This window comes from Corynebacterium sp. ES2715-CONJ3 (assembly GCF_024814365.1).
In the GTDB taxonomy this organism is placed as follows: domain Bacteria; phylum Actinomycetota; class Actinomycetes; order Mycobacteriales; family Mycobacteriaceae; genus Corynebacterium.
Genome location: NZ_JANUXS010000002.1, coordinates 199,073 through 221,283, shown reverse-complemented (window position 1 = coordinate 221,283; position 22,211 = coordinate 199,073). Strand labels below are relative to the sequence as shown.

Annotated in this window: 22 protein-coding genes; 3 read left to right on the top strand and 19 right to left on the bottom strand. The window is 53.9% G+C overall.

Features of this window, described 5'->3' with window-relative positions; genetic code table 11:
- Window positions 1-132: 132 nt before the first annotated feature.
- Complete coding sequence (tsaE, locus tag NXT00_RS03235) at window positions 133-624, bottom strand: tRNA (adenosine(37)-N6)-threonylcarbamoyltransferase complex ATPase subunit type 1 TsaE (RefSeq protein ID WP_259077276.1); 492 nt, start codon at window positions 622-624, stop codon at window positions 133-135.
- A gap of 42 nt (window positions 625-666) precedes the next feature.
- A complete protein-coding gene (alr, locus tag NXT00_RS03230) occupies window positions 667-1,785 on the bottom strand; it encodes an alanine racemase (RefSeq protein WP_259077278.1) in 1,119 nt (372 codons plus the stop codon).
- A gap of 189 nt (window positions 1,786-1,974) precedes the next feature.
- On the opposite strand from alr, the gene NXT00_RS03225 reads away from it, so the two are divergent.
- On the top strand, window positions 1,975-2,823 hold the full coding sequence (locus NXT00_RS03225; protein ID WP_259158033.1) for a dienelactone hydrolase family protein: 849 nt from the start codon (window positions 1,975-1,977) through the stop codon (window positions 2,821-2,823).
- On the opposite strand, the gene NXT00_RS03220 is transcribed toward NXT00_RS03225, so the two are convergent.
- The 11 genes from NXT00_RS03220 to eccCa form a co-directional block, all read right to left on the bottom strand.
- The gene (locus tag NXT00_RS03220; RefSeq protein WP_259077280.1) at window positions 2,820-2,984 is read right to left on the bottom strand and encodes a hypothetical protein; all 165 of its coding nucleotides are present in this window, start codon (window positions 2,982-2,984) and stop codon (window positions 2,820-2,822) included. The two genes, NXT00_RS03225 and NXT00_RS03220, sit on opposite strands and share 4 nt — an antisense overlap.
- A 56-nt stretch (window positions 2,985-3,040) precedes the next feature.
- Window positions 3,041-4,132: a hypothetical protein gene (locus NXT00_RS03215; protein WP_259077281.1), complete on the bottom strand. Its 1,092-nt coding sequence runs from the start codon at window positions 4,130-4,132 to the stop codon at window positions 3,041-3,043.
- Entirely contained in the window at window positions 4,122-4,427 is a 306-nt protein-coding gene (locus NXT00_RS03210) for a hypothetical protein (RefSeq protein WP_259077282.1), read from the bottom strand. The genes NXT00_RS03215 and NXT00_RS03210 overlap by 11 nt, the downstream gene beginning before the upstream one ends.
- A gap of 224 nt (window positions 4,428-4,651) precedes the next feature.
- Window positions 4,652-5,998 (bottom strand): phosphoglucosamine mutase, encoded by a 1,347-nt coding sequence (glmM, locus tag NXT00_RS03205; protein ID WP_259158031.1) that lies wholly within the window; start codon window positions 5,996-5,998, stop codon window positions 4,652-4,654.
- Window positions 5,999-6,215: 217 nt separating this feature from the next.
- Window positions 6,216-6,740 carry a 30S ribosomal protein S9 gene (rpsI, locus tag NXT00_RS03200; RefSeq protein WP_259158029.1) on the bottom strand — a complete coding sequence of 175 codons (525 nt, stop codon included), beginning with the start codon at window positions 6,738-6,740 and terminating at the stop codon, window positions 6,216-6,218.
- Window positions 6,737-7,180, bottom strand: coding sequence for a 50S ribosomal protein L13 (rplM, locus tag NXT00_RS03195; protein ID WP_259077288.1), 444 nt, complete (start codon window positions 7,178-7,180; stop codon window positions 6,737-6,739). Before rplM ends, rpsI begins: the two co-directional genes overlap by 4 nt.
- Before the next feature lie 331 nt (window positions 7,181-7,511).
- On the bottom strand, window positions 7,512-7,649 hold the full coding sequence (locus tag NXT00_RS03190; protein WP_259077289.1) for a hypothetical protein: 138 nt from the start codon (window positions 7,647-7,649) through the stop codon (window positions 7,512-7,514).
- A 43-nt stretch (window positions 7,650-7,692) separates the two neighbouring features.
- Complete coding sequence (locus tag NXT00_RS03185) at window positions 7,693-7,980, bottom strand: WXG100 family type VII secretion target (RefSeq protein ID WP_259077291.1); 288 nt, start codon at window positions 7,978-7,980, stop codon at window positions 7,693-7,695.
- A 794-nt stretch (window positions 7,981-8,774) separates the two neighbouring features.
- The gene (locus tag NXT00_RS03180) at window positions 8,775-9,089 is read right to left on the bottom strand and encodes a WXG100 family type VII secretion target (RefSeq protein ID WP_259077293.1); all 315 of its coding nucleotides are present in this window, start codon (window positions 9,087-9,089) and stop codon (window positions 8,775-8,777) included.
- Window positions 9,090-9,220: 131 nt separating this feature from the next.
- The gene (locus tag NXT00_RS03175) at window positions 9,221-10,285 is read right to left on the bottom strand and encodes a type VII secretion-associated protein (RefSeq protein WP_259158027.1); all 1,065 of its coding nucleotides are present in this window, start codon (window positions 10,283-10,285) and stop codon (window positions 9,221-9,223) included.
- On the bottom strand, window positions 10,285-13,932 hold the full coding sequence (eccCa, locus tag NXT00_RS03170; protein ID WP_259158025.1) for a type VII secretion protein EccCa: 3,648 nt from the start codon (window positions 13,930-13,932) through the stop codon (window positions 10,285-10,287). The genes NXT00_RS03175 and eccCa overlap by 1 nt, the downstream gene beginning before the upstream one ends.
- Before the next feature lie 407 nt (window positions 13,933-14,339).
- On the opposite strand from eccCa, the gene eccD reads away from it, so the two are divergent.
- Both eccD and NXT00_RS03160 read left to right on the top strand, forming a co-directional pair.
- A complete protein-coding gene (gene eccD, locus NXT00_RS03165; protein WP_259158023.1) occupies window positions 14,340-15,764 on the top strand; it encodes a type VII secretion integral membrane protein EccD in 1,425 nt (474 codons plus the stop codon).
- A complete protein-coding gene (locus NXT00_RS03160; protein ID WP_259158021.1) occupies window positions 15,761-16,912 on the top strand; it encodes a S8 family serine peptidase in 1,152 nt (383 codons plus the stop codon). The genes eccD and NXT00_RS03160 overlap by 4 nt, the downstream gene beginning before the upstream one ends.
- Here NXT00_RS03160 and NXT00_RS03155 read toward each other — a convergent pair.
- The 6 genes from NXT00_RS03155 to rpsD all read right to left on the bottom strand — a co-directional run bounded on the left by NXT00_RS03155 (window position 16,909) and on the right by rpsD (window position 22,201).
- Entirely contained in the window at window positions 16,909-17,367 is a 459-nt protein-coding gene (locus NXT00_RS03155; protein ID WP_259077299.1) for a TIGR02611 family protein, read from the bottom strand. The two genes, NXT00_RS03160 and NXT00_RS03155, sit on opposite strands and share 4 nt — an antisense overlap.
- 125 nt (window positions 17,368-17,492) lie before the next feature.
- Window positions 17,493-18,812: a type VII secretion protein EccB gene (eccB, locus tag NXT00_RS03150; protein ID WP_259077300.1), complete on the bottom strand. Its 1,320-nt coding sequence runs from the start codon at window positions 18,810-18,812 to the stop codon at window positions 17,493-17,495.
- A gap of 173 nt (window positions 18,813-18,985) precedes the next feature.
- A complete protein-coding gene (truA, locus tag NXT00_RS03145; protein WP_259158172.1) occupies window positions 18,986-19,840 on the bottom strand; it encodes a tRNA pseudouridine(38-40) synthase TruA in 855 nt (284 codons plus the stop codon).
- 98 nt (window positions 19,841-19,938) lie between these two features.
- Window positions 19,939-20,379, bottom strand: a complete 441-nt coding sequence (gene rplQ / locus NXT00_RS03140) for a 50S ribosomal protein L17 (protein ID WP_259077301.1) — start codon at window positions 20,377-20,379, stop codon at window positions 19,939-19,941.
- A gap of 75 nt (window positions 20,380-20,454) precedes the next feature.
- Window positions 20,455-21,471, bottom strand: coding sequence for a DNA-directed RNA polymerase subunit alpha (locus tag NXT00_RS03135; RefSeq protein ID WP_259158020.1), 1,017 nt, complete (start codon window positions 21,469-21,471; stop codon window positions 20,455-20,457).
- A 124-nt stretch (window positions 21,472-21,595) separates the two neighbouring features.
- On the bottom strand, window positions 21,596-22,201 hold the full coding sequence (gene rpsD / locus NXT00_RS03130) for a 30S ribosomal protein S4 (RefSeq protein WP_259077303.1): 606 nt from the start codon (window positions 22,199-22,201) through the stop codon (window positions 21,596-21,598).
- Window positions 22,202-22,211: the final 10 nt, after the last annotated feature.

Here is a 22,211-nt window from a genome sequence, read left to right as displayed (position 1 = left end):
CCCCACCGAAGTGGTCTCAGCTCATTGTATTCTACCTACGCGGTGATAGCGCGAACGAAACTCACCCCTAAAAACGACCGTTGGCTCTGCGGCTAGCTGCGGCTAGCTGTGGCTCAGTGGCTAGCACTGCACCTAACCAACCATATGCCACCGTATATAGCGAGCTTGAGAGGTGGGATCTTCTACCACGGCGGTCTCGCGATCAAATGAAATAAAGAGATAGCTATCAGCCAATTGCTCAATAAGACCGCCGCCCCATTCGGCCACCACCACAGCCTGATCCAATTCAGTATCTAGATCAAGGGAATCTAGGGCCCCTTGAGCATCCACAGCATGAGGATCCTCACCGAGTAATCGGTAAGCATCAACGTGGATCAAAGTAGGCCCGCCAATTAGCGATCGATGTTCTCTCGCGATGACGAAGGTGGGGCTCGTAATACGGCCCTTTACCTGCATACCACGAGCAAGACCTTGGGTAAACGTCGTCTTCCCGGCACCCAATGGGCCGTCGAGAATAATGACGTCGCCCGCCTCTGCCGCAGCACCGAGTTGCGCAGCGAACTCCTGGGTATCAGCTGCAGTTTCCAGGCGGATATTCCCTGATTGGGGAAAAGTCTTGAGCATTCTTTTAATCTCCTTCGATAGTCACCTTCAACCGGTTATTACTTAGGAACTCGCTTCCCGATAAAGGCGGCTCGTTCGACCCGTTGGACTGCAGATCACTTCGTAATTTATCGTTCCCCACTGCTCAGCCACGTGGTCAACATCGAGAGTATCGGAACCAAACAAAACTGCTGTATCCCCTACAGCTACCCTGTGTTCATTACCGCCAAGATCAATGATGAACTGATCCATGCAAATGCGTCCAATATTCGGGTAAAGGCGGCCATTGATATCTACCTCTAAGCTGCCTTGTAGCCGGCGCGGCAAGCCATCAGCGTACCCAATGGGAATAACTGCGATATAACCATCGGCAGGGGCATGCCACGTATGGGAATAACTCACTCCCTCTCCACGGCTCACCGGTTTAACCACGGATACTTTGGCCTCCCAGCGCATAGCTGGGCACAGCCGCCATTCCGGCATGGGAAAGGGTTTGGCACCGTAGAGTGCAAGTCCTGGGCGGGCCATATCGAAAAGGCAATCGCTTCGGCTCAGTAGAGCAGCAGAATTCGCGATGTGGTTGGTGCCCAGGGTGAGACCATGAGAGCGCCCCAGCGCGATCGCTTTCCGAAAAGCTGTGACCTGCTCATCATTTAAAGGGTCGTCGGGGGTGTCGGCGGCAGCCAGGTGACTCATCATCCCAGTGACATCAACACCCTCGGTTTGATGTAATAGCCGCGCCACCTCGGGTATGTGATCAATAGATAGGCCAGAACGATGCATACCGGTATCAACTTTTATGGTTACCCGCACCGTCGACTGGGTATTTCTTACCCCGCGACGAGCCAAGGCTGCGATCGCTTCGGCCGTTTCGATGGAAAAGACAGCAAGATCGATATCATTTTCAATGGCTTCGACAACAGGCCCCTCCGGGGACCATATCCAACTTAAAATGGGCTGGGTGATGCCGGCTCTGCGTAGCTCAAGGGCTTCTTGGATAGTGGCTACCCCGAATTGGTCGGCACCGTTGGCGCTCATGGTGCGAGCAACTTCGATGCCGCCATGATTATAGCCATTGGCCTTGACCACGCACATCAGTTGCCCAGGAGCGACGAGGTCCTTGAGAGTGTGAGTATTATGGGCGATAGCAGCTAGATCAACAACCACCGAATTAAGATCCATGGGATTTATTGTGCCACTTTCCCTATCCCCCAAGCACCTTCTCCACGGCTAGGGCGCCAGAATATTAATGGCAGCAGCACCTCGGTACCCAGAAGATTCCCCTCTTCTACCCTTGCTTAATTCGTGATCGAGGGCATATATCACCACGCTATGCCAACACAGCGAGCATTTTCGACTACCCTTGACTTCGTGAGCGTAAATTTAACTAAAAAGATTAAAAAATACTCCCGCAGAGGCCCGAACCACGTACTCGTGGGAGATCTCTCTTATGCAGGTTTACCTGGCAAGGTCTATAGCCCAGCCGAGGGTGAAGCTCTACCTGGCATCGCTTTTGGCCATGACTGGCTGAAAAACTCTCGCCACTACCATGCTACCCTCAGGCACCTTGCTAGCTGGGGAATCGTGGTGGTTGCGCCCGATACTGAAACAGGTATCAATCCTGACCACCAAGGTTTCGCGGCCGACTTGGAAACCGCTCTCCAGGTATTAGTGGGCGTTCGTCTCGGGGCCGGAAATATTACCGTTGCTCCTGGGCGCTTGGGTCTTTTCGGTCATGGCATGGGAGCCGGTGCGGCGGTATTAGCAGCCACTGGTCATGAGGATTTGAAGAGTGTGGTGGCAGCGTACCCCGCTCAAGTATCCCCTGCTGCTGAATTGGCGGCGCCACATGTGCCAGCCTCTGGTTTGGTTATCGGTAGTGGCGATTACCCGGGTCTGGATTACGGAAATGCCCCGGCTGTGGCACAAGCGTGGAAGGACTCCTGTCTCTACCGCGAGTGGGAGGATGCTTCACACACCACTTTGCATGAAAATGCTCACTTCCGTCTCTTCTCTAGTTTGGGGAAAGAGGCTAAGAGGCGTGAGAATATCGTCGGTTTTATCACGGGCTATCTGCTGGCCACCCTCAATGAGGATCGTAAGCTCTCAGGTTTTACAGAGAAGGATGCCGAGGCTACAGGTATGAGAACCTTTGATGCTGCGGAATTAAAAGAACGTGCCGATTTAACTGAACCTCGCGGCCTTGAGATGCCATTTTAAAATCGCACCGGCCTGAGGATACTGCGCGCTTTACCCCTTTGGTGGGAGGGCGCGCTTTTTGTTTCATGCTCGGTGTGCGCTGGTAATTCTTGCTGGTGCTGCGCCCGAATTCGGGCGACCTCTGCTGCAGCTTGAACCATACGTTTTTCAAATTCGCTCATTGCTCGAGAGTTCTCTTCTTGGAATTCTGCAATAAAACGGTCATAACCCATACGAGCTACCAAGATCCAGAGCTATGGAGCCCACGGCCTAGCCCCGAGACTTCGCTGTCTGGTTGAAAAACCGTCTCTGCGTTGCCGGGCTGAATAGTAATTGGGGTCTCCGGGTCGACTGTAGCTCGAGGTGAGGCCTCGATAGGTGAACTCGGTTCAGCCATTGGTGGGGTCTGGTGCTGCGAACTAAGCTCCAGCGTTTCTTCTAAAGGACTAGCAGCCACTGGAGTGGCTGCTACTACCTGGTCTGTAGTTGGCAGCGAGTGCTCTATCATATCTGCCAATACCTCAATAATAGTGTGGCTCGCTTGGCAGAAGGCTTGAGCCGCCACCATAGAGCGGTGGAGATTGGCACCGATTGTATTCATGAGGGACACCACCGGTGAATCCAGATTTGCTGCTGAGAGTAAAAGTCCCCCGCTGGAATCGGTGACCACCGGAGGGTCGGGCTGGGAAGAAGATATTTCCATGGCGCCTGGCACATCACCTCCGGGGTGCATAGCCGTATCCACGCTCTCTAAGAGGTGGCCTAGGATTTCTCCCACTTTTTTATCATGCAGAGTGCAGATGCGAATAATCGCGTGCGCACTAGCCTCAATAGCTTCGCGGCCTTGAGTGACTAGGCTTGCGTAGTCGATCGCTTCGCGAGCTAGATCAGTTCGACTGAGGGTATCTGCTAGGGAGCTGCTGAAAGTTTCAAAATCCTCCACCACACTGGCGATCCCATTGATTGCATGCTGGTGGATGATATCTGCTGCGCGCAAAGCCGCCAGAGAGTGCTCGTTGATGTGCTGCGCGGCGGTGTCTGCTGCGGATATGCCTCGATAAGCTGCTGTGAGTTGATGGGCGTGTGTAGTCAAGCCACTCGCGCACAGTTCGGTGTTGAGGTGATGATCTATCTGGTCTATCCCAGAATTGAGAGGTTGGGCGATGCGTATTGCCGCAGCTACAACGCTTGCGGGTTGCCAACTCTCCGCCGAATCGAGGCTGAGACCTAGACGCGACTGCACATTGGGAGCAATATTGATTTTGCCATCGCTTGCCGCAATCAATTGGTGGACTGAGACCATAAAGCGCACATAAAAGCTACTCATCATGAGCTCGCAGTTCTCGGGCTATGGTCTCATCAACATCAACGATGGTACAAGTGTGATCATAAAGGGCGTCTAATTGCTCGGCAACCGTGCGACGTGCCGCTATCCGACGCCGCCAGACTTCTTGGTAGTGAGATCGAAGCTTTTCTATTTCGGGGATAAAGTACTCGCCCAGGGCGTGCGGAAGCACATCGTCGACGGGGGCTTCCGGCAGTAAGTCAAGAGCAGAGTGAGCCGAGGTCGCGCGCTGGTGAATGAGGTCTCTGAGCTCGATGCTGAGTTGTAGATCCCTAGGCATATACTCACTATCCCGCTTTCCTTAGAGGAGCTGGGCTCGCGTATACGCTGATGAATATACTGAGCGCCCAGCCGAAAAGAAATATTTGTTGGCTGGAAGATCAGACTGTTCTCATATACGAGCGGTTCCCTGTGTGAGAGATTTTTTTATTCGCTTCCCCACGCGTCCATCCAAGTGCACGCGAGCCCGAGTTTCGTATGCGGCTTTATCATATCCGAGCGGTTTTAGGAGACCTGGGCGACCACTGTCGCAAGTTGGCCGGCTATGCGTCCGGCGCTTTCCTTCGTGGCAGCTTCGACCATCACCCGGAAAAGCTCCTCCGTACCGGAGGCTCGGAGGAGAACTCGACCAGTGCGCCCGAGCTCGGCTTCCGCTTCAGCGATAGCCGCAATGACCTTGGGATGGTCGGCGATGACAGCCTTATTAGCCACGGGCACATTGATGAGGACTTGTGGCAGGGTTGTCATAACTTGGGCGAGCTCAGCGAGGCTTTTCGATTGCTCCGCCATGCGGCTCATCAAAGCCAAACCGGTTAGTGTGCCATCCCCCGTTGTGCCGTAATCGGGCATGACAATATGGCCGGATTGTTCGCCACCGAGAGAAAAATTACCCTCATTGAGATCTTCGAGAACATAACGATCGCCTACTTGGGTGGTACGTACGGTGATACCAGCATCCTCCATGGCTATCTTCAATCCGAGGTTACTCATGACTGTTGCTACGAGAGTAGATTTCCGTAGTTCGCCGTCTTCTTTCATAGCCAGCGCTAGGATAGCCATGATCTTATCCCCGTCCACCAGGGCGCCCGTGGCATCGACGGCAAGGCATCGATCGGCGTCGCCGTCGTGGGCTAGGCCTAAATCGGCACCGTGTTCGAGCACTGCAGCCTGTACTTTGTCGATATGGGTTGAGCCGCAATTATCGTTAATATTATAGGAATTCGGCTGGTCATAGATGGCGATGACCTCGGCTCCGGCAGCCTGGTAGGCGTGCGGGGTGACCGTTGAGGCGGCTCCATTGGCGCAGTCGACGACCACCTTGAGACCATCGAGGCGCCGTGGCATAGCTTCAGCTAGATGCGCTAAATAGTGCTCTTTTGCATCGACAGCTTCTTCGATCACGCGTCCAATACCATGACCAGTCGGGCCAGATTCTGGCAGGGACTCCATAGTGCGCTCGATAAGATCTTCGACCTCGTCGGGGAGTTTATGCCCTCCTTTGGAGAAGAATTTAATGCCATTATCCGGCATAGGGTTATGGGACGCCGAAATCATCACACCCATATCAGCTCCATAGAATCCGGTGAGGTACGCCACCGCAGGTGTTGGTAAGACACCGACCCGGAGAACGTCTACTCCTCGGCTAGACATGCCGGCAGCAAGAGCAGCAGCCAACATCTCGCCCGAAACCCGGGGGTCGCGCCCGATCACCGCGGTGGGACGACGTTTTGAGGTGCGGTGCTCAGACGTAAGTACTTCTGCTGCTGCTTGGCCTAAACGCAAGGCCATCTGGGCGGTCAGTGATTCGTTGGCGAGCCCGCGGACACCGTCCGTGCCGAAGAGTCGAGTCATAGGTGAAATAACCCCTTTCCAGGTTTGTGCAATCCCTCTCAGGATAGTCGTGAATATAGAAAGTTCGTAGTTAAAAACCGCGATGATTCGATTCTTTAGTCTCTAAACCCAAAAAATATGGCCACGTTGGCGAAGTTTCCGATAGAGCACAAGCCGCTCTTCTTTGGAGACCAAAGAAGAGCGGCTTGTGTATATCTGTACTGAAATCGAGCAGATATTAACGCTTGGAGTACTGAGGGGCACGACGGGCCTTGTGCAGACCAGCCTTCTTGCGCTCAACAGCACGAGCGTCACGGGTGAGGAAGCCAGCCTTCTTCAGGGCTGCACGATCCTCAGGGTTGTAGATATTGAGCGCACGGGCGATGGCGAGGCGGAATGCGCCTGCCTGACCGGTGGGGCCACCGCCAACAAGGTTGGCGTGAATATCAAACTGACCATCGCGATCGAGCAAGGCCAGTGGAGCCTTGATCAGCTGCTGGTGCAGCTTATTGGGGAAATACTCCTCCAGGGTGCGTCCGTTGCAGATGAACTGGCCGGATCCCACTTGCATACGAACCCGGACGATGGCGCGCTTACGGCGACCAACGGTCTGAATAGGGCCTTCGTGCAAGACGGGAACAGCAACTTCAGCCTCAGCTTCGGGAGCAACGGCTTCTCCGATGGTGGTGGTGAATTCCTCAGTCGCTGCTTGAGCTGCGGCGAGGTCGGCTGCTGTGGTGTCGTTTAGATTCTGATCGGTCACTGTGCCACCTGCTTAATCTCGAAGGTCTCTGGCTTCTGAGCAGCGTACGTGTGCTCAGGGCCAGCGAAGACGTGAAGCTTCTTTACGGAAGCGCGGGAAAGACGGTTATGTGGCATCATGCCCTGAATCGATTCCTCGACTACGCGCTCCGGGTGCAATTCCAACGAGCGACCCAGGGTCATGGTCTTCAGACCACCTGGGTAACCGGAGTGGCGATAACGGAACTCGCGGTCACGCTTATTAGAAGAAATATGTACCTTGTCAGCGTTGATGATGATCACATGGTCACCACAGTCAACGTTAGGTGCGAACTGAGGCTTGCCTTTGCCGCGGAGTAGGTCAGCTGCGGTAACAGCCAAGCGACCCAGAACCACGTCAGTGGCGTCGATAACATACCACTTGCGGGTAATGTCACCGCCCTTTGGGTGATAAGTAGACACTTATTGACTCCTTTAAAGTCTGTCTAGAACTGCCAGCCAAAAATATGTGCAACTCCAGAGCTGGAAAACGGACACCTTCTACCGCATTAATTCTGTAAAAGTTTCAACCCTCATTCCAGCCCTCATCACTGGCGGCCGGTGGAGACCCAGTGATATAAGCTTTTTCTTCCGCTCCAAGATTTGACGCTACGTGGCGTTTGTCTTAGTGGCGAGAAGACACACAGAGGACCAATTCTAGCGGACGTTCCACACCTGGCCAAAATCCTGCACCGATACATAAGGCCATAGAGCCCTGTGCTTTGGTGCAGGATTGAGATGGTCAGCAACAGGTTCAGAGCTTCACGCTCGACCCTTGGGCGGAATTCTCCTCGATTGGGCCTACCACAGCTATCGTCATCGGTTCCGCGCGCTTATTAAGAGGATCACTCTCAATCATCAGGGGTTTGTCGGGAGAGATCTTCGTTGGCATTACTTTTTAAGGGCCTCTACCCTGTAACTGACACATCGCGGTTTTAGGACCAGGAGCTTGCGGCTTGCTTATTAACTTCACCCATACGATCATTACCGGAACGTACGGTTTGTGCGATGGTAGCAAGCACGGTATTGAGTTCGGCAGCAGCCTTGTCCCATTGCAGCTGAGCGTGCTGGTAGGCCGCGGCCGAATCGCCTTCCCAGCTAGCAACCATGGGCTGTATCTGAGATTTCAAGGCATCGAGTAAAGCATTGATGCGAGCTGAGGTGGCCTGAATATCGCCTGAGGCCGCCTCGATTTCGCCGAAGCCGTATTTAATCATATCCATTATTTTTTCTCCTTCAATGAGAATGAGCTGTGCGAAAAGTGGCACGACCTAGAACAATCGCTCTAGAAAACCACTTGGTTAAGGACATAGAGCACGACTGTCATAAAAAGTATCCTTCGTGGGTGATCCCTATCTGCGAGGGCAGACGGATTCCACTGTCATATACAAGCGGCTAGTTCTGGTAGTTGATTGAGCTCGTGGGGTGCTCATATACCGGAATTGAAACCCTTAACTCCCAGCGCCTTCTCGGCAACTTTGTCCAAGGATGCTGATATGACATCGACTGGAGAGACAATATAAAAAAATCGCCCTCGAAACAGTGACCTATCGTGACATGAGATGGAGTTGAGTTCACTACTACCCTTAAGGATGTTATCGAAAGCCTGAGCTGGAAAAAGCAGAGGCCGGTGAGGTGATGGGAAGTAATGTTCTGCTGGTGGTTTCAGCTGCCATATGTCGAAGGAAAACAACATAAACCGCAGGCTCTTTTAAGGTATGAGCTTTATCAGTGGTTAGAGAGCTACAACAACCTCTAATCAGATACAGATACGTGTCTAGATCGAGGCGGGGATCATTGGGGTTTCTAACCAGTGAGCAGCCCGATAGGTTGAGAGGTCGCAAGAATATAATAGGCTCAACAATCGTGCTCTATTAAGTTTTGGTACAACGCAACACCACTAGGTTTTCGTGGTGTTTTATTTCTACTGTGAGGCACGCAGTGTGCCGCTACTATGGCTGAACGCGGGGCGAAATATTTAAGCTGCGCAAGCTATGTGGTGGGGAGGCTTAAGCATTTAGAGGTTGAGCCCGCCTCCAACGTTATGTAGTGATTGGGCGTTATCGGCTTCGACATTTTCAAACGCTCGAGCATTGGAGCGGATATTGTCACTGATACTGCTGAGCGCTTTTTGAAGTTCAAGCGCCGAGGTATTCCATCGTTCCATTAAGCCGTCGAAGGCTACTTGAGCGGTGCCCGACCATGATCCGCGTACTGAGTCAACGACTCCGCGGAGCCGGTTGAGCTCGGATTGAACTTCATTATTCGTATCGTCGACGCGGCCGGCTGTAGCGACCATGACGTCTGATTCGGTGCGAAAGAGATTACTCATTCGATATATCCTCCATTGATTGGGGTGGTGGGGGTTCCAACGTGGTTCCCATGGGGTAAAGGCTTAGTGTTACCGAGCCAGATCGCTTGCGGTTTTAAGCACTTACAAAAGATAGGACTACAGCAGGGTCTCTACGGTTCCCTTGGGTGCATCATTTTTTTCCGCGCTGTCAGGCTTTCAGCAGCCTTAGCGCACACTGCCTGCTGGGAGAGCTTGAGATCGAAACGGGAGTGGCAGCCGAGCGAGTAGATAAAATCGCCTTCAATCCAGACCACCCACTGGGCATGAGATCCATCGCCCGGTTCCTCTATATAGCGAACCTCCCCCTGACGCGGTTGTTGGCTAGGCGGCAGGAGGGTGAACGTGGGGTTTTCTCTTGCCTCTTGCTCCAATTCCTGGCGCACAAACTCAGGATCAGCATCGTAAAGAGGATCGGCGGCTATGAGCACACGCAAATTCTCGTCTTGACCAGTTGCGGTGAGAATATCGGGAGTTTCTCGACGCAACTCAATAGTGAAAGTTGGCGGCAATACGACCGAGATCAAGGCAGAATTCAGCAAATCAGATTCAAAAATTCTCTCTCGATTCCTAAAAGACTCTTCTACCTCTTCGGCTGCACCACGATCGGCCATCGGGTCTTTAGATAAAGTCTCCATCGCAGAGCTAGTAGGAGTTGCTGCAAGGAGGTCGGGAGCCTGGGCGCGTGAGTTATGGAGGATAAACGCTGTTAGCGATCCCAGGCCCAGGAGTGCGATGACCGATAGTATGCTCAGCCCACTCCACATAAGGGCCCTCCTACTGGGCCGCCAGAGGCTCTGAGAACTCGATCTCTTGACTTCACGCTCAGTGGGAATATTCAAAGGATTGGAGCGCTCAGGAGATGTCGGTGGTGGCGAGCTTTTTTGCACTCCGGTCTCATCCAGGGCCACACGTAGCATATCAACTACTCGGCGCGGGGCATCGATCGTCACGGCGATATGGGGCCACGACTGCCCAGCGATAGCACGCAGTTGATCTATGATGGCACTAGTCGCGGTACCATCTATGACTCCGCCGACAGTGAGATCGTAGCGGTAAACTGTATCTGGACCTTCAAAGATGGTGGCAGTATCGAGGACTGTAACGGTAATCTCCACCGTCGGATCGCTGTCTGGTGGGTGTGGGGTGGGGGCGCCAGATACGTCATCGTCGTCCATTATTGCTCCTTATCGGTTTCCTGTTCGGGCTCCGCGATATGAATTAATCCGCTATCATGTCCGCGAAGCACCATGGTGGCTCGACCTGGGATCAACGCCCGAGGTTTAATTCCGAGAATGGGACCGTCGTCTTTGTCCGCGTCGAGTATGAGACAGAGAGGGGATTGGTCCTTTAATTCACTCAACAACGGTTGGTAGAGGGCGCGCACTACCCCACCGGACTTCCGAGCGATGATCACGTGCAGGCCGATATCGCGAGCGTGGGGCAGCAATTCAACGAGTGGTTGGAGCAGATAGTCGGCAACAACTTCGAGGTCATCGATGACGAGATAGATGTCCGGGCCTTGCCACCATGAGCGAGCCTTCAACTCTGCTGGAGTGATATCGGCTTCGGGCAATCTAGATTTCAGAGTCACCACCGTTGCCGCGATTGTTTGCTCCGTGCTCGCGCTACTTGCACAGTAGGCAGCAAGCATGTCTTGTTTAATGGTGCCAAGGTGATGACGACGGTGATCGATGAGGACGATGCGCGCTTTCTCTGCTCCCAACTGGCATATACCACGCATGATTGTGGCCAGTGCTGTGGATTTACCGCTTGCTTGGGATCCGAAGCAGAGTACATGCAGACTGCGGTTGGTATCCCAGGTTATTGGTTCAAGACGGGCGCCACCGATACCGAGGACGATCTCGGTAGTACGAGCATGAGAACCCGTGGCCGGTACCAAGAGTGAATCAAGCGATAAATGCTGAGGGAGCATTTGAAGGGCCCGCACATGATCTTGATCCTTAGTAACGGAGGCAATATGCGCGAGATCTTGGGCAGTAGACCGCGCAAAAAGGATACTCTCAGCTGCGGTATTAAGCCCACGTCCGGGGAGGTCGGGAGTACTTAATTGGGCTTTGCGATCGATGACGGAATCTAAGGCTTCACTGATTTTTAATTCCAAACGATTGGCGATGAGATCTTTGATGGCCGGGCGCAATGCCGTCCATCGCGCCGTGGAGATGACCAGATGCACGCGGGCAGCAAGTCCATCGGCAGCGATGCGGCCAAGTTTGGCTAGAAGATTCTCGTAATCACTACCTACTGTGTGCCAACCATCAATGACGAGGAAGGTATGTTCTGGAGCTGGGGCATCGATAAACCCTAAGACTTCATCGACGATCCGGTTGATCTTCTCCACGTCACCGCGGTGGGCCACGGCCGCACAATGGGGAATTAGGGTGATATCCGAAAGGTCCTTACCTGCCAGATCGAGAATATAGAACCGAATCTGTTTGGTGGAGTGGGTGACCGCAAGGGAGGTAATGATTGTGCGTAAAGCTGTGGTTTTGCCGGTTTGAGGACCTCCAGCCAGGGCGAGGTGCCCTTTGGAACCGGTGAAATCGATAACGAACGGGTCTTGGCGCTGGTGATAAGGGCGATCGATCAAGCCTACAGCGGCATGCAAGAACGGTTGCGGGCCTGCTACCTGGGCAATTGGCAGTTCTTCGGGGAGGGGCGGCAGCCATAAGCGGTGCGCGGAGAGATCGCATTTATGTGCGACTTCTTGGGCACTTTCGATGACGGCGTCGACTATAGTGCCGCGCGGATCTGCCACGTGGAGTTCAACTTTTTCTTCCTGAGGGTACTCCCATCCATCAAAAATTCGAACACCACGACAATCGAGTTGATCGAGATTCTGAGAATAGTCGGGGCGCATCCATGGGCCTGAGATATAGGAGGCTTGGAATTTTTTTAGGCGATCGGCATCGGTTTTCATAAAGCCCGCGCCCGGTTTACTTGGGAGATGGTGGGCATCTGGTACCCCTAATACTTGCCGCGATTCCGCCGCTGAGAAGGTCCGCAGCCCAATCCGGTAACTAAGGTGCGAATCAAGCCCTCGTAGCCGCCCCTCTTCCAGCCGCTGCGAGGCTAGCAGGAGGTGAATATGAAGGGAGCGACCGAGCCTACCAACAGCAACGAAAAGATCCGCGAAATCTGGATGCTGACCAAGAAGTTCGGAGAACTCATCGAGCACAATGACTAATGCGGGGATAGGCTTTAGGGAATCGTCTTTTAAGCAGGCTGCATTATACTCATCAACATTGCTGAATTTCCCTGCAGTACGCAGCAGTTCTTGGCGCCTGTTCATTTCCCCCGATATAGCGTCGTGCATCCGCTCCACGAGTACGGACTCTTCTGCTAGGTTCGTGATCACCGCAGAGGTATGCGGCAGGGTATCCATACCCAAGAAGGTGGCACCACCTTTAAAGTCCACCAATACAAAATTAAGAACCGCTGGAGAGTGAGTGGCTGCTAGGGCAATAACAAGGGTGCGCAATAGCTCCGATTTACCGCTACCCGTTGCGCCAACGCATAATCCGTGCGGGCCCATACCACCATGCGCTGATTCTTTGATATCAATAATCAACGGCGCTCCCGCATCATCGACGCCTACGGGCACCGCTAATCGCCGCGCTCCCCGCGGTTGCCATAATTTCTCCAGCGTTGCGGCAGAAATATCCTCAATACCGAGCAAACTCAAAAAGTCTTGGGAACCGCCACTACCTGCGGCATCGGGGCGTCGATAGGCACTGAGTTTTCGAGCTAGTTGAGTCATTTCCCGCAGACCCATATAGTCAGCCACCCCGAGTGCTTCAGCGCCAGCCTCGGTGTGAGCAACGAGATCTTTGCTTCGTGCCTCGAGGACCAAACCATCATCGTCGGCGAGCTTTTTGAGAGTTTTATCCTGCGAATTCACTGCGATAATTGTGGTCCACGTCCGAGCCGCAACCAGTTCCTTTACCTTCGAGGCAGGCACCTTATTATCGAGGATGAGAATTTTCTCAGCTGCTTTTTCCACCGCCACCGGATGAGTATGCGGCAGCCATTTCGCCCAACTGCGAAAGGTCTCCCCGTGAAGCTCAATCCCTACCGTATCCGGGCCGTGGAAAGTAACGAGGTGAGCCACCACGGCCCGGAGCAGCCCGTGCGCTTGGGAGCCAGATATATCGAGCGCCCGAAAAGCCTGCAGCTGCACCACGATGGGCATATCGGGGACTACCGAGAGCGCTTTAACCATATGCCGCACGCTGACTGCGCATACCGGATCTAGATCCTCGATATTTCCTTGGTCGTCCAGTTCGATGGGGGTGGCTAGGGTTGTTTCCCCCAGTCCTATACGTAGCGCTAATGCATCGGGGTCATAAGCGTTACGTTCCCACATCCGGTTAGTGCCCAGAAGGTTCCACAGATCTACTGGTGCGGGATGCTCATGAAGGGCGTTGAGCCGCTGGGCCTGGTGATTGTGTGCCGCTTGGGTACGCAGGGTGCTCAAATGACGCAAATACCTGCGGCGGATTTCATCTGTGTCTTCTCCTGGTTGTGGGCTAAACATCATCAGCATGCCCATGAGCATCATGATGGGGAAAATGAGCATCATTGGGTTGAGAGTGCCGCCATTGATAACCATGAGAGCAACCATGGCGCCGATTGCAAGCACCATTACTAATGGCATAACAATGCGCATCACAGGCATGGGTTTAGGCTTGGTGGCCGCTGGAACAGGGTCAGGGACTAGTGCTTGAGTGGGAAGTGGTGGAATGGCGTTCCGCTCACTAAGGCTGATAGGGGCGACGACGGTACTAAAACGAGGCGGGGCCATGGCGGTCTCCTTAGGACGGGTAGGTATCGACGTTTTCCTCATCGCTTATAGAACGCTCTGTCCTATAAGCGCGATAACCCCTCTAGAAGCCTTGGCAGTACACGAAAGGGCAGGATCCTTATGCGCCCTATCGCTTAAGCGCGCGGACGGCATCCCTACCGTCGCGTTGCATTCTCACCTCACGTGGAAAGCAATCAAAACCTTAGTAGCTCTGCTGTGCGCCCGTAAGGCCCTTGCGAAAATAAACCCCATATCGCACCCCCATTTTCTGAGCATTCTCTCAGCTTGGACCTCGTCTGCTCACTGGGGAACCGATACGAGCCAACCGCAGTCTAAAACTACGTACTTTGCCCTTTATTTATCCCTAAGTTTCTCCCCCACTTATCCCTAAGGAGTGCGCCCCTAAGATGAATTCATCCCTTCGAGATACCGAGAGTATTCGCAGCTTTATTCGGATTGAACTTGGCGATAATCCTCAACACATCGATCTTTACCTACCGGGTTCGAGTAGCTTGAGCGATATGATGGCAGAGATTTTCCATCTCGCTCATATCCATTCTCACCCAGGGCGTTACCAGGTTCTGACAGCTGCGGGGATCATCCTCGATATGCACGCTCCCCTCAAGTCGCTGGGGCTCAGCCACGGCGATGTCATGATTATCCGCAACGCTACTGCCACGCCTCCCCCATTAGTGCGCGATGCAGCGGAATCTTTAGCGGCCGCCGCCCCGAAAGAGCTCAGAACTGCTCATACCCCTACTTTCGCGGCGGTCAGCGGGGCAGCTAGTCTAGTAGGTGGAGCTTTTCTACTGCCCTTGCCGATTCCGTTAGCGGTCACCTTATTACTCGTAGCCGGAATTTTTGGCAGTATGAGCATATGGGCGAAGCTTCATATAGCTATTCCGCTTATCTCGCTTCTCACCGCTGTATCTGCCCTCATCGCTGTAGGTGGCAGCGAGCTTTTATTGAGCCCAGACTTGCTTGTTGAGGGTATAACTGCCACTGATTTTGCGCGCGGGTGGGCTCTCTCCCTAGCCGCTGCCGCCTTGACAGTCGTTGTGGTAGCCACAGTCATGCAACTGCTCATTCCAGCTCGCGGATATGTGGTTTTCACAGTCGCCTATGCCCTTGGAATATTTTCCTTAGGGTTGGGAGGCCTTGTGTATTCGCCGGGTATCTTGGTTTCGCTTAACCCCACGATGGTGTGGTTAGGTCATGGCTTGAGTGTCTCCATCGTCGTCATGGTGATTATGCTCGCCGCAGGGCCGCAAATATTGGCCAAAATCGCGGGCTTGCGGGTACCTTTACTTCCAACTATTGGGCAGCCGCTTGATATAGCGGATAAGGATTATGAAGAAAGCCCCCTCCGCACTCGACATGCGCGCACCATGTATTCGGGCATGCTGATAGCTATCGGAAGTTGGTTGAGCTTAGCAACCTTAGGCCTGTTGATCCTTGGTCTGCGGGAAATCCTCGATCTGAGTATTTTCCATTTCTGGCTGATATTCGCGCTCAGCTTGGCGCTGATCTTACACGCCCACCGGCATCGTTTTTCCCTTGAAATCTGGGCACTGTGGATACCTGCGCACCTCGCAGGTTTCGCCCTGCTTCCGCTAGCGGCTCTGCTCTCAAGTACGAGCTTAAGCATTGTTGCCTTGATATTCGCGCTCATGATGGTGGCGGCCCCAAGTATGGCCGATAAGATCTCTACTCTCGAACCCACGGTGGTGGTGTGGCTAGAGCGCATTGAACTTCTTGCGCTCGCAGCGATCTTTCCCTTAGCACTGCAAACGGCTGGTCTCTTTAGCCTCCTACGAGGTTTGGCTCTATGAAAATAGCCTCCTTTGTTGCCGGTTTAAGTGCATGGGGAACACTCGCAGTCTTGCTCCTTCCATCAGCAGCCGCTGAGTGCGCCCAAGGGGTCCCAGCAAACTCAGCGGCACTGGAACAACAGGCAGCGCTAGCAGACCAGTATCGCCGCGCCCACCTTTTTGCTACCGGTTTTGGCACCCGAGTCGCCGTGATCGACACTGGAGTTAGTACCCATCCACGCCTTCCGAATCTAGCATCGGGGGGCAGTGTCATAGCCGACCCTGAGTCTGGAGATGCTTTAGAAGACTGCGATGCTCATGGAACGGCTGTGGCCGGCATTATTGCGGCACGGTGGGATCAAGACGAGATCGTAGGGGTGGCGCCCGATGCCGGCATCGTCTCTATTAAACAGATGAGCGATCACCGCGATGCTGGTGGCACGTTGGCTACCCTGAGCCAGGCTATAGATGTAGCCGTTGATCAGGGGGTCGATGTGATCAATATTTCTGTGGTCAGTTGTATCCCCCAAGGGCCTTTTTCTGTTGATCTCTCTGGCCTGGAAGCGGCACTCAACCGCGCGGAGGAGGCGAATATCGTGGTGGTGTCCGCGGCCGGTAATCAAGATGCTCAATGTACGCCGGACTCACTTATTGTGCCAGCGGCTATGCCCACCGTAGTCTCAGTTGCGGCTCTTTCGGATCCTTATCATCATGCTGCTTATTCCCTAGACTCCTCCCAACCTCAGGTTGCAGCCCCGGGGAAAGTATTCGCGGCGCTGTCAAATTCGGGAGGCTTTCTCGCGAGCGGAATCGAGCAGTCTGCGTCTTCGGTACAGTCTTTCGAGGGAACAAGCTTTGCTGCCCCGCTCATTAGTGGAACTTTTGCGCTGTTACGCCAGAAATACCCTACCGCGACGGCGAGAGAATTGCGCGAGCTTGTCATATCCAGTGTTGATCCTACTAGCGGCGCCATTGATATCCCGAGGGTCTTAGACTATCGCCTTCCAGAGGATGAAGCATCTTTAGTCAGTTCAACACCACCAGCCGCTCACGCTATCGCCGCACCACGACGCCACCAATCGTCCATTCCCTTGGCTTCGAGCTGGCTCGTGGTACTGGCCAGCCTGATTTTGGTGCTAACCATTGCCTATTCGAGGATGCGAACTTAGATAATATACTGCATCACTGGATCGAGCGCAGGCAAAGCGCCGTAGCTCCACATAGTTACCGCAGTTGAGCCCACCATGATCCAGGCCACTAAACAGATGAGAAAGATGAGAAAGTAGCGAACGATTCGAGGTTTTGAGCGATACCACTGAAAGAATCGATCATAGAGGCCGATAGCCCACCCCAAAAGATGGCCGGCCAAGTGGGACTCGAGGCTAAGTATTCCTATGCCCACGAATACCGTGAGCCATCCCGGCCCTGGAAAAGGAATGGTCACCAGGCCGAGGATGACAACTACCCAGCCCGCAACGAGAACAAGCGGGCGAACCAAGAAACCAAATCGTCGGGTCTTCATTCGCTCGTGGTGGAAAGTTATCGCGTGTATCTTGGCGCGTACCTGATCGCGAGTGGTATGCGGTTTCTCTGGGGTTTCAACCGCAGGCGTTTGAATTGCCATAAAGCGCGCCATTCTCCTTCCCGACGTACGGGGGACTTTAGTTTTCCCGCGTATTGCCAGCAATCATACCGCGATAGTTAGATGTACGGACAGTTTGGGGGGAATTTTCTCCTTTCACCCGCGCGTCACGGGCTTTGTTGCGGAATAACTTCGGAGAGCGCGGCCTCCTGACTCAGCGGAGTCCCTTCAGGGAGCAGGGAAAGCAACTCCCAGCTCATAGGCGTTGTTGAGTCGATGCCGAGCTCTTTTATCATTTCGGGATAGCGAAGTCCATGCCGTTTGCCAGTTTCAGAAATAATATGCACCCCTGAACCGGTATCAACAGCAAGCGCATAGCCTGGCCCGATATAGCTAAGAGTGGAACCCTGCGAGGGTCGATCCACGCGTGATCCGAAAGACGGTGAGAGCATCATATCAGGGTCTCGCTGCCTCGGAATGAGAAGCTGACCTGTGCTATTGATGCACGGCATAAATTCCGCTGGGTCTATGAGGATTGGGCGTGTCGGAGGAAGCGGTATATAGTAACCGACTCTATCGGTATAGTTACGCAGTTCGCTGTTGGGGATTTGGCGATACTCAATCCCTTTGGCCATGATCAATTCTGCCTGGGTTGGGCTCAGTCTTATGATGGTTCCATCCTTTTCACCCCAGTAGTCAAAACCGGTGCCGAGCACGGTGTTGATATCAAAGTCGCGGAAAGGTGGAACTTCGTCGATGGCGTCTATCATGGCATCGGCAGCAAACCACAGTGGTGTGGCATTCTCAATGCCTAAAGCACGCCGCATCATTCGCCCCTCGGGGCTAGTATCAGGCAACAAGGGCAAACGACCCTGTTCGCTAATGAGGAAATCGCCGGAACTGGTGCGGGCTAAGAAAGCTTCCCTATCGACGATCGGTCTTAAAGTCGCGCTCACCCGCTCGCTCGGGCTGAGTATCACCACCAGCATATCCCTGCCCTTGTCTAGGCGTTGATGCGGTGGCTGTATCTCATGGCAAGCGATCGCATCGAAGGTTGGTTGCGAGCCCTGCTGGGGTGCGAAGAGAGCGGGGGCATCTACGATTCCTATGGGGGTAGTTTTGGCTAACCCAAAGAGGGACTGGTCGCTACTACTGACAGGTTCGACAGCTTCTTGCAGGATAAGTCGCGCGGAGGTGAGATTCGCCACCGGGTGCAAATGGTCCTCCATGCGCATATACAGCTGCCCGCTATCGGCGCGAATCAATTCCGCTTGCCCTGGATCGATGGCAGGGCGAAAAAACGCCAAGGCAACCGAGCATATGGCGATTAATACGGTAGCGGCGAGACCAAAGAGTACAGCCCGTCGTCGCCTGCCTAGAGGATCATGCAGCATGCGCTCATCACCGAGGATCAGTGCGTGTTCAACGCGGCGCCACAGAAATTTGTGCCCAGTAACTTGGGCTTTCGTGGTCGGAGTAACTGCCATCAGAGGTTATTCAAACCTTTCTTATTTTAGGCAGCCAGAATAATTCCCCGTGACCCCCACACGTCGAGCCCCACGCTCTCAGTTAGGCGGTCTGTTCAAATAACCACAGTAGTATCTGTCAGTTTAGTAGATGCTGAGGGCTCCATGAAGGGCTTTGGGGCCACATTTCCCTATCAATCGAGCTTGACGCGCTTCTGTCTCGTCATATCTGCACGTTCTCCTAAGGCAGAGTCTTCGGGATAATCCACCCCGACAAGGGTGAGCCCACGGGCGGGAGCCACGGGTATTTGTGATGATCGAGAGGATTCTGCAAGCAGCGAGGCAGCAAAACCAGCAGGGCGTTTACCTTCCCCGACAACGAGGCAACAGCCCACTAAGGAGCGCACCATGGACCAACAAAAAGCGTCGGCGCTGACATGGGCCTCAAAGGTATGGGGTTCAGTAGGTGTGGAGATATCGTGCCAAGTGAATTCTTGCAAGTCCCTGATGGTGGTGGCACCTTCCCGGAATTTACAAAATGCTGCAAAATCATTAAGTCCCACGAGCTCAGCAGCGGCTTGCTGCATGGCATGGACATCGATATTTTTGGGCCAGTGCGCGGTATCGCATCGCCTAGTGGGTAGCGCACCGCGAGGGTGAGTACTAAGACGATAGACATAATGGCGTCGCAGGGCTGAAAAACGGGCGTCGAAACCTCCGGGAGCATAAGAAGCATCGTGGACACGCACGTCTTCTGGCAGCAGGCGCGCCAACCTCCTGACAAGGTTTTTGGGGTCATGATTGAGACTTCTGGTGTTAAGAGCCTGAGGATCGATATCAAAATGAGCCACTTGGCCGGTGGCGTGAACACCTGCATCGGTGCGACCCGCAACGGTCAGGTTAATGGGGCGTCGCATGATAAGAGCGAGATTATCCTCCAGATCTTTCTGCACTGTACGCAGCGAGGAATCTCCTTGTTTGGCCCACCCGTGGAAGTTCGTGCCGTCATAGGCGAGGTCGAGGCGTATGCGAGTAGTGGGGTTCTCAATCACGCCCTATACCGTAGCAAAGCTAGCTATCAGCAGCGAAAAACCCCACCGAGCAGAGTGGATCTGCACGGTGGGGTTTGTAAAGACTGGGTAGAAAATTACTTCTCTGCCTCGGTCTCCTCGGCCTGAGCTTCCTTGGACGCTGCAGCGCGCGCTGCGCGGTTCGCTTCAGCGGAGACGGTCTCCTCGAGGACGAGGGAGATCTGGCTCATAGGAGCGTTGTCACCCTTACGGTTTTCGAGCTTGATGATGCGGGTATAACCGCCGGTACGCTCAGCAAACTGAGGTGCGAGCTCATCGAAGAGATGAGCAACAACGTCCTTGTTGTTGACGAGCTTGAGCACGTTACGACGGTCGGCAATGCTGCCGGACTTCGCTTTGGTGATCAGCTTTTCCGCGTATGGACGAAGCAGCTTGGCTTTGGCGTCGGTGGTTTTGATTGCGCCGTGGGTAAACAGCTGAGCTGCGAGGTTAGACAGAATGTGCTTCTGATGGCTCGCAGAACCGCCGAGACGGGCGCCCCTCTTTGGTGTAGGCATTTGGTTCTCCTCGTTGACAGGTGTGATTGGGCGCACCCAGCAGATAATTTTTTTAAGCTGGGTACTAAAGGCTATTTACTCGGACTCTTCTGGATCCAAATCAACATAGTCACCGGTTTCGGCGTCGTAGCCTTCAAGCTGCGATGGGTCGAAATCCTCAGGTGAATCCTTCAAGGTCAAGCCCAGATTAGCGAGCTTGATCTTCACTTCGTTTATGGACTTTTGTCCGAAGTTACGGATATCGAGCAAATCGGATTCCGAGCATTCTGCTAGTTCACCCACAGTGTGGATTTCTTGGCGCTTGAGGCAGTTATAAGAGCGTACCGAGAAATTAAGATCGTCGATAGGCATATTATAAGCCGCAATATGCTCAGTTTCTTGAACCGATGGTCCGATTTCCAGACCCTCTGCCGCATCGTTGAGCTCGCGGGCGAGCCCAAAGAGCTCGACCAAGGTCTTGCCTGCCGAAGCGAGAGCGTCACCTGGGGTCATAGAGTTCTTGGTCTCCACGTCGATGATGAGCTTGTCATAGTCGGTACGCTGCGCGACACGCGTTGCTTCGACCTTGTAGCTCACCTTCAGCACTGGAGAATAGATCTGATCCACAGGGATCCGGCCAATCTCATTGCTGGAGCCGAACATGGTGGCAGGAACGTAGCCACGGCCACGCTCCACAACCATCTCGATATTCAGTCGTCCCTGCTCATTAAGCGTTGCGATGTGGAGGTCCGGGTTGTGGATTTCCACGCCGGTCGGTGGCGTAATGCTGCCGGCCGTTGCAACTCCAGGACCTTCCACGTTGAGGTTAATCACAACTGGGTCCTCGGAGTCAGAGGACAATACCAATCCCTTGATATTGAGCAAGATATCGGTGACATCTTCCTTAACACCAGCGATGGTGGTGAACTCGTGCAGCACTCCGTCGATCTTGACGCTGGTCACTGCCGCACCCGGGATGGATGATAGCAGCGTACGACGCAGCGAATTACCAAGCGTGTAGCCAAAGCCTGGCTCGAGTGGCTCGATGGTAAAACGGGATCGAGCGCTATCGATCTTCTCCTCAGTGAGGACTGGACGCTGAGAAATGAGCATGGAACTCTCCTAGATTTGACGCCCACTATATGACGTCGGCGAGGGCGGAAAGGGTAAAAAGTTGAGTGAATCCGAAGATACTTGTATGCGCCCGAGCTGTACTCAGCCCAGGCATATAAAAGTTTTACTTCGAGTAAAGCTCGACGATGAGCTGCTCTTGCAGTGGAACGTCGATCTGAGCACGCTCGGGCAGCTGGTGCACGAGGATACGCAGGTTAGCGGGAACAACCTGAAGCCACGCAGGAACAATTGCGTCGGTCAGGTAGTCCTGAGCCTCTTCGAACCACACCATCTTTTGCGACTTCTCACGAACGTCGATGATGTCGTACTGGGAGACGCGGAAGGAAGGAATATTTACCTTCTTGCCGTTGACCAAGAAGTGGCCGTGGGAGACCAGCTGGCGGGCTTGGCGGCGGGTGCGCGCTAGACCTGCACGGTAAACGACATTGTCGAGACGGGACTCGAGCAAAACAACCAAGTTCTCACCGGTTTTGCCGGGCAGGCGGTTAGCCTCGGCATAATAACGACGGAACTGCTTCTCGAGCACACCGTAGGTGTACTTGGCCTTCTGCTTCTCTTGGAGCTGGAGCAAGTACTCCGACTCCTTGATGCGGTTGCGGCCGGCCTGTCCTGGAGGATATGGACGGCGCTCGAATGCGCGGTCTCCGCCGACGAGGTCGACGCGGAGGCGGCGGGACTTACGGGTTACTGGGCCGGTATAACGTGCCATAGTAAGTTAC

Excerpts from the sequence above, each read along its gene's own strand:
- NXT00_RS03180 (WP_259077293.1), bottom strand. The coding sequence starts at position 9,089 with ATGAGTAATCTCTTTCGCACCGAATCAGACGTCATGGTCGCTACAGCC.
- NXT00_RS03220 (WP_259077280.1), bottom strand. The coding sequence starts at position 2,984 with ATGAGCGAATTTGAAAAACGTATGGTTCAAGCTGCAGCAGAGGTCGCC.
- alr (WP_259077278.1), bottom strand. The coding sequence starts at position 1,785 with ATGGATCTTAATTCGGTGGTTGTTGATCTAGCTGCTATCGCCCATAAT.
- NXT00_RS03155 (WP_259077299.1), bottom strand. The coding sequence starts at position 17,367 with ATGGCAATTCAAACGCCTGCGGTTGAAACCCCAGAGAAACCGCATACC.
- rplQ (WP_259077301.1), bottom strand. The coding sequence starts at position 20,379 with ATGCCTACACCAAAGAGGGGCGCCCGTCTCGGCGGTTCTGCGAGCCAT.
- NXT00_RS03210 (WP_259077282.1), bottom strand. The coding sequence starts at position 4,427 with ATGCCTAGGGATCTACAACTCAGCATCGAGCTCAGAGACCTCATTCAC.
- NXT00_RS03190 (WP_259077289.1), bottom strand. The coding sequence starts at position 7,649 with ATGCCAACGAAGATCTCTCCCGACAAACCCCTGATGATTGAGAGTGAT.
- NXT00_RS03175 (WP_259158027.1), bottom strand. The coding sequence starts at position 10,285 with ATGGACGACGATGACGTATCTGGCGCCCCCACCCCACACCCACCAGAC.
- NXT00_RS03135 (WP_259158020.1), bottom strand. The coding sequence starts at position 21,471 with ATGCTCATTTCTCAGCGTCCAGTCCTCACTGAGGAGAAGATCGATAGC.
- glmM (WP_259158031.1), bottom strand. The coding sequence starts at position 5,998 with ATGACTCGACTCTTCGGCACGGACGGTGTCCGCGGGCTCGCCAACGAA.
- NXT00_RS03160 (WP_259158021.1), top strand. The coding sequence starts at position 15,761 with ATGAAAATAGCCTCCTTTGTTGCCGGTTTAAGTGCATGGGGAACACTC.
- eccD (WP_259158023.1), top strand. The coding sequence starts at position 14,340 with ATGAATTCATCCCTTCGAGATACCGAGAGTATTCGCAGCTTTATTCGG.
- eccCa (WP_259158025.1), bottom strand. The coding sequence starts at position 13,932 with ATGGCCCCGCCTCGTTTTAGTACCGTCGTCGCCCCTATCAGCCTTAGT.
- tsaE (WP_259077276.1), bottom strand. The coding sequence starts at position 624 with ATGCTCAAGACTTTTCCCCAATCAGGGAATATCCGCCTGGAAACTGCA.
- eccB (WP_259077300.1), bottom strand. The coding sequence starts at position 18,812 with ATGGCAGTTACTCCGACCACGAAAGCCCAAGTTACTGGGCACAAATTT.
- NXT00_RS03185 (WP_259077291.1), bottom strand. The coding sequence starts at position 7,980 with ATGGATATGATTAAATACGGCTTCGGCGAAATCGAGGCGGCCTCAGGC.
- rpsD (WP_259077303.1), bottom strand. The coding sequence starts at position 22,201 with ATGGCACGTTATACCGGCCCAGTAACCCGTAAGTCCCGCCGCCTCCGC.
- NXT00_RS03215 (WP_259077281.1), bottom strand. The coding sequence starts at position 4,132 with ATGATGAGTAGCTTTTATGTGCGCTTTATGGTCTCAGTCCACCAATTG.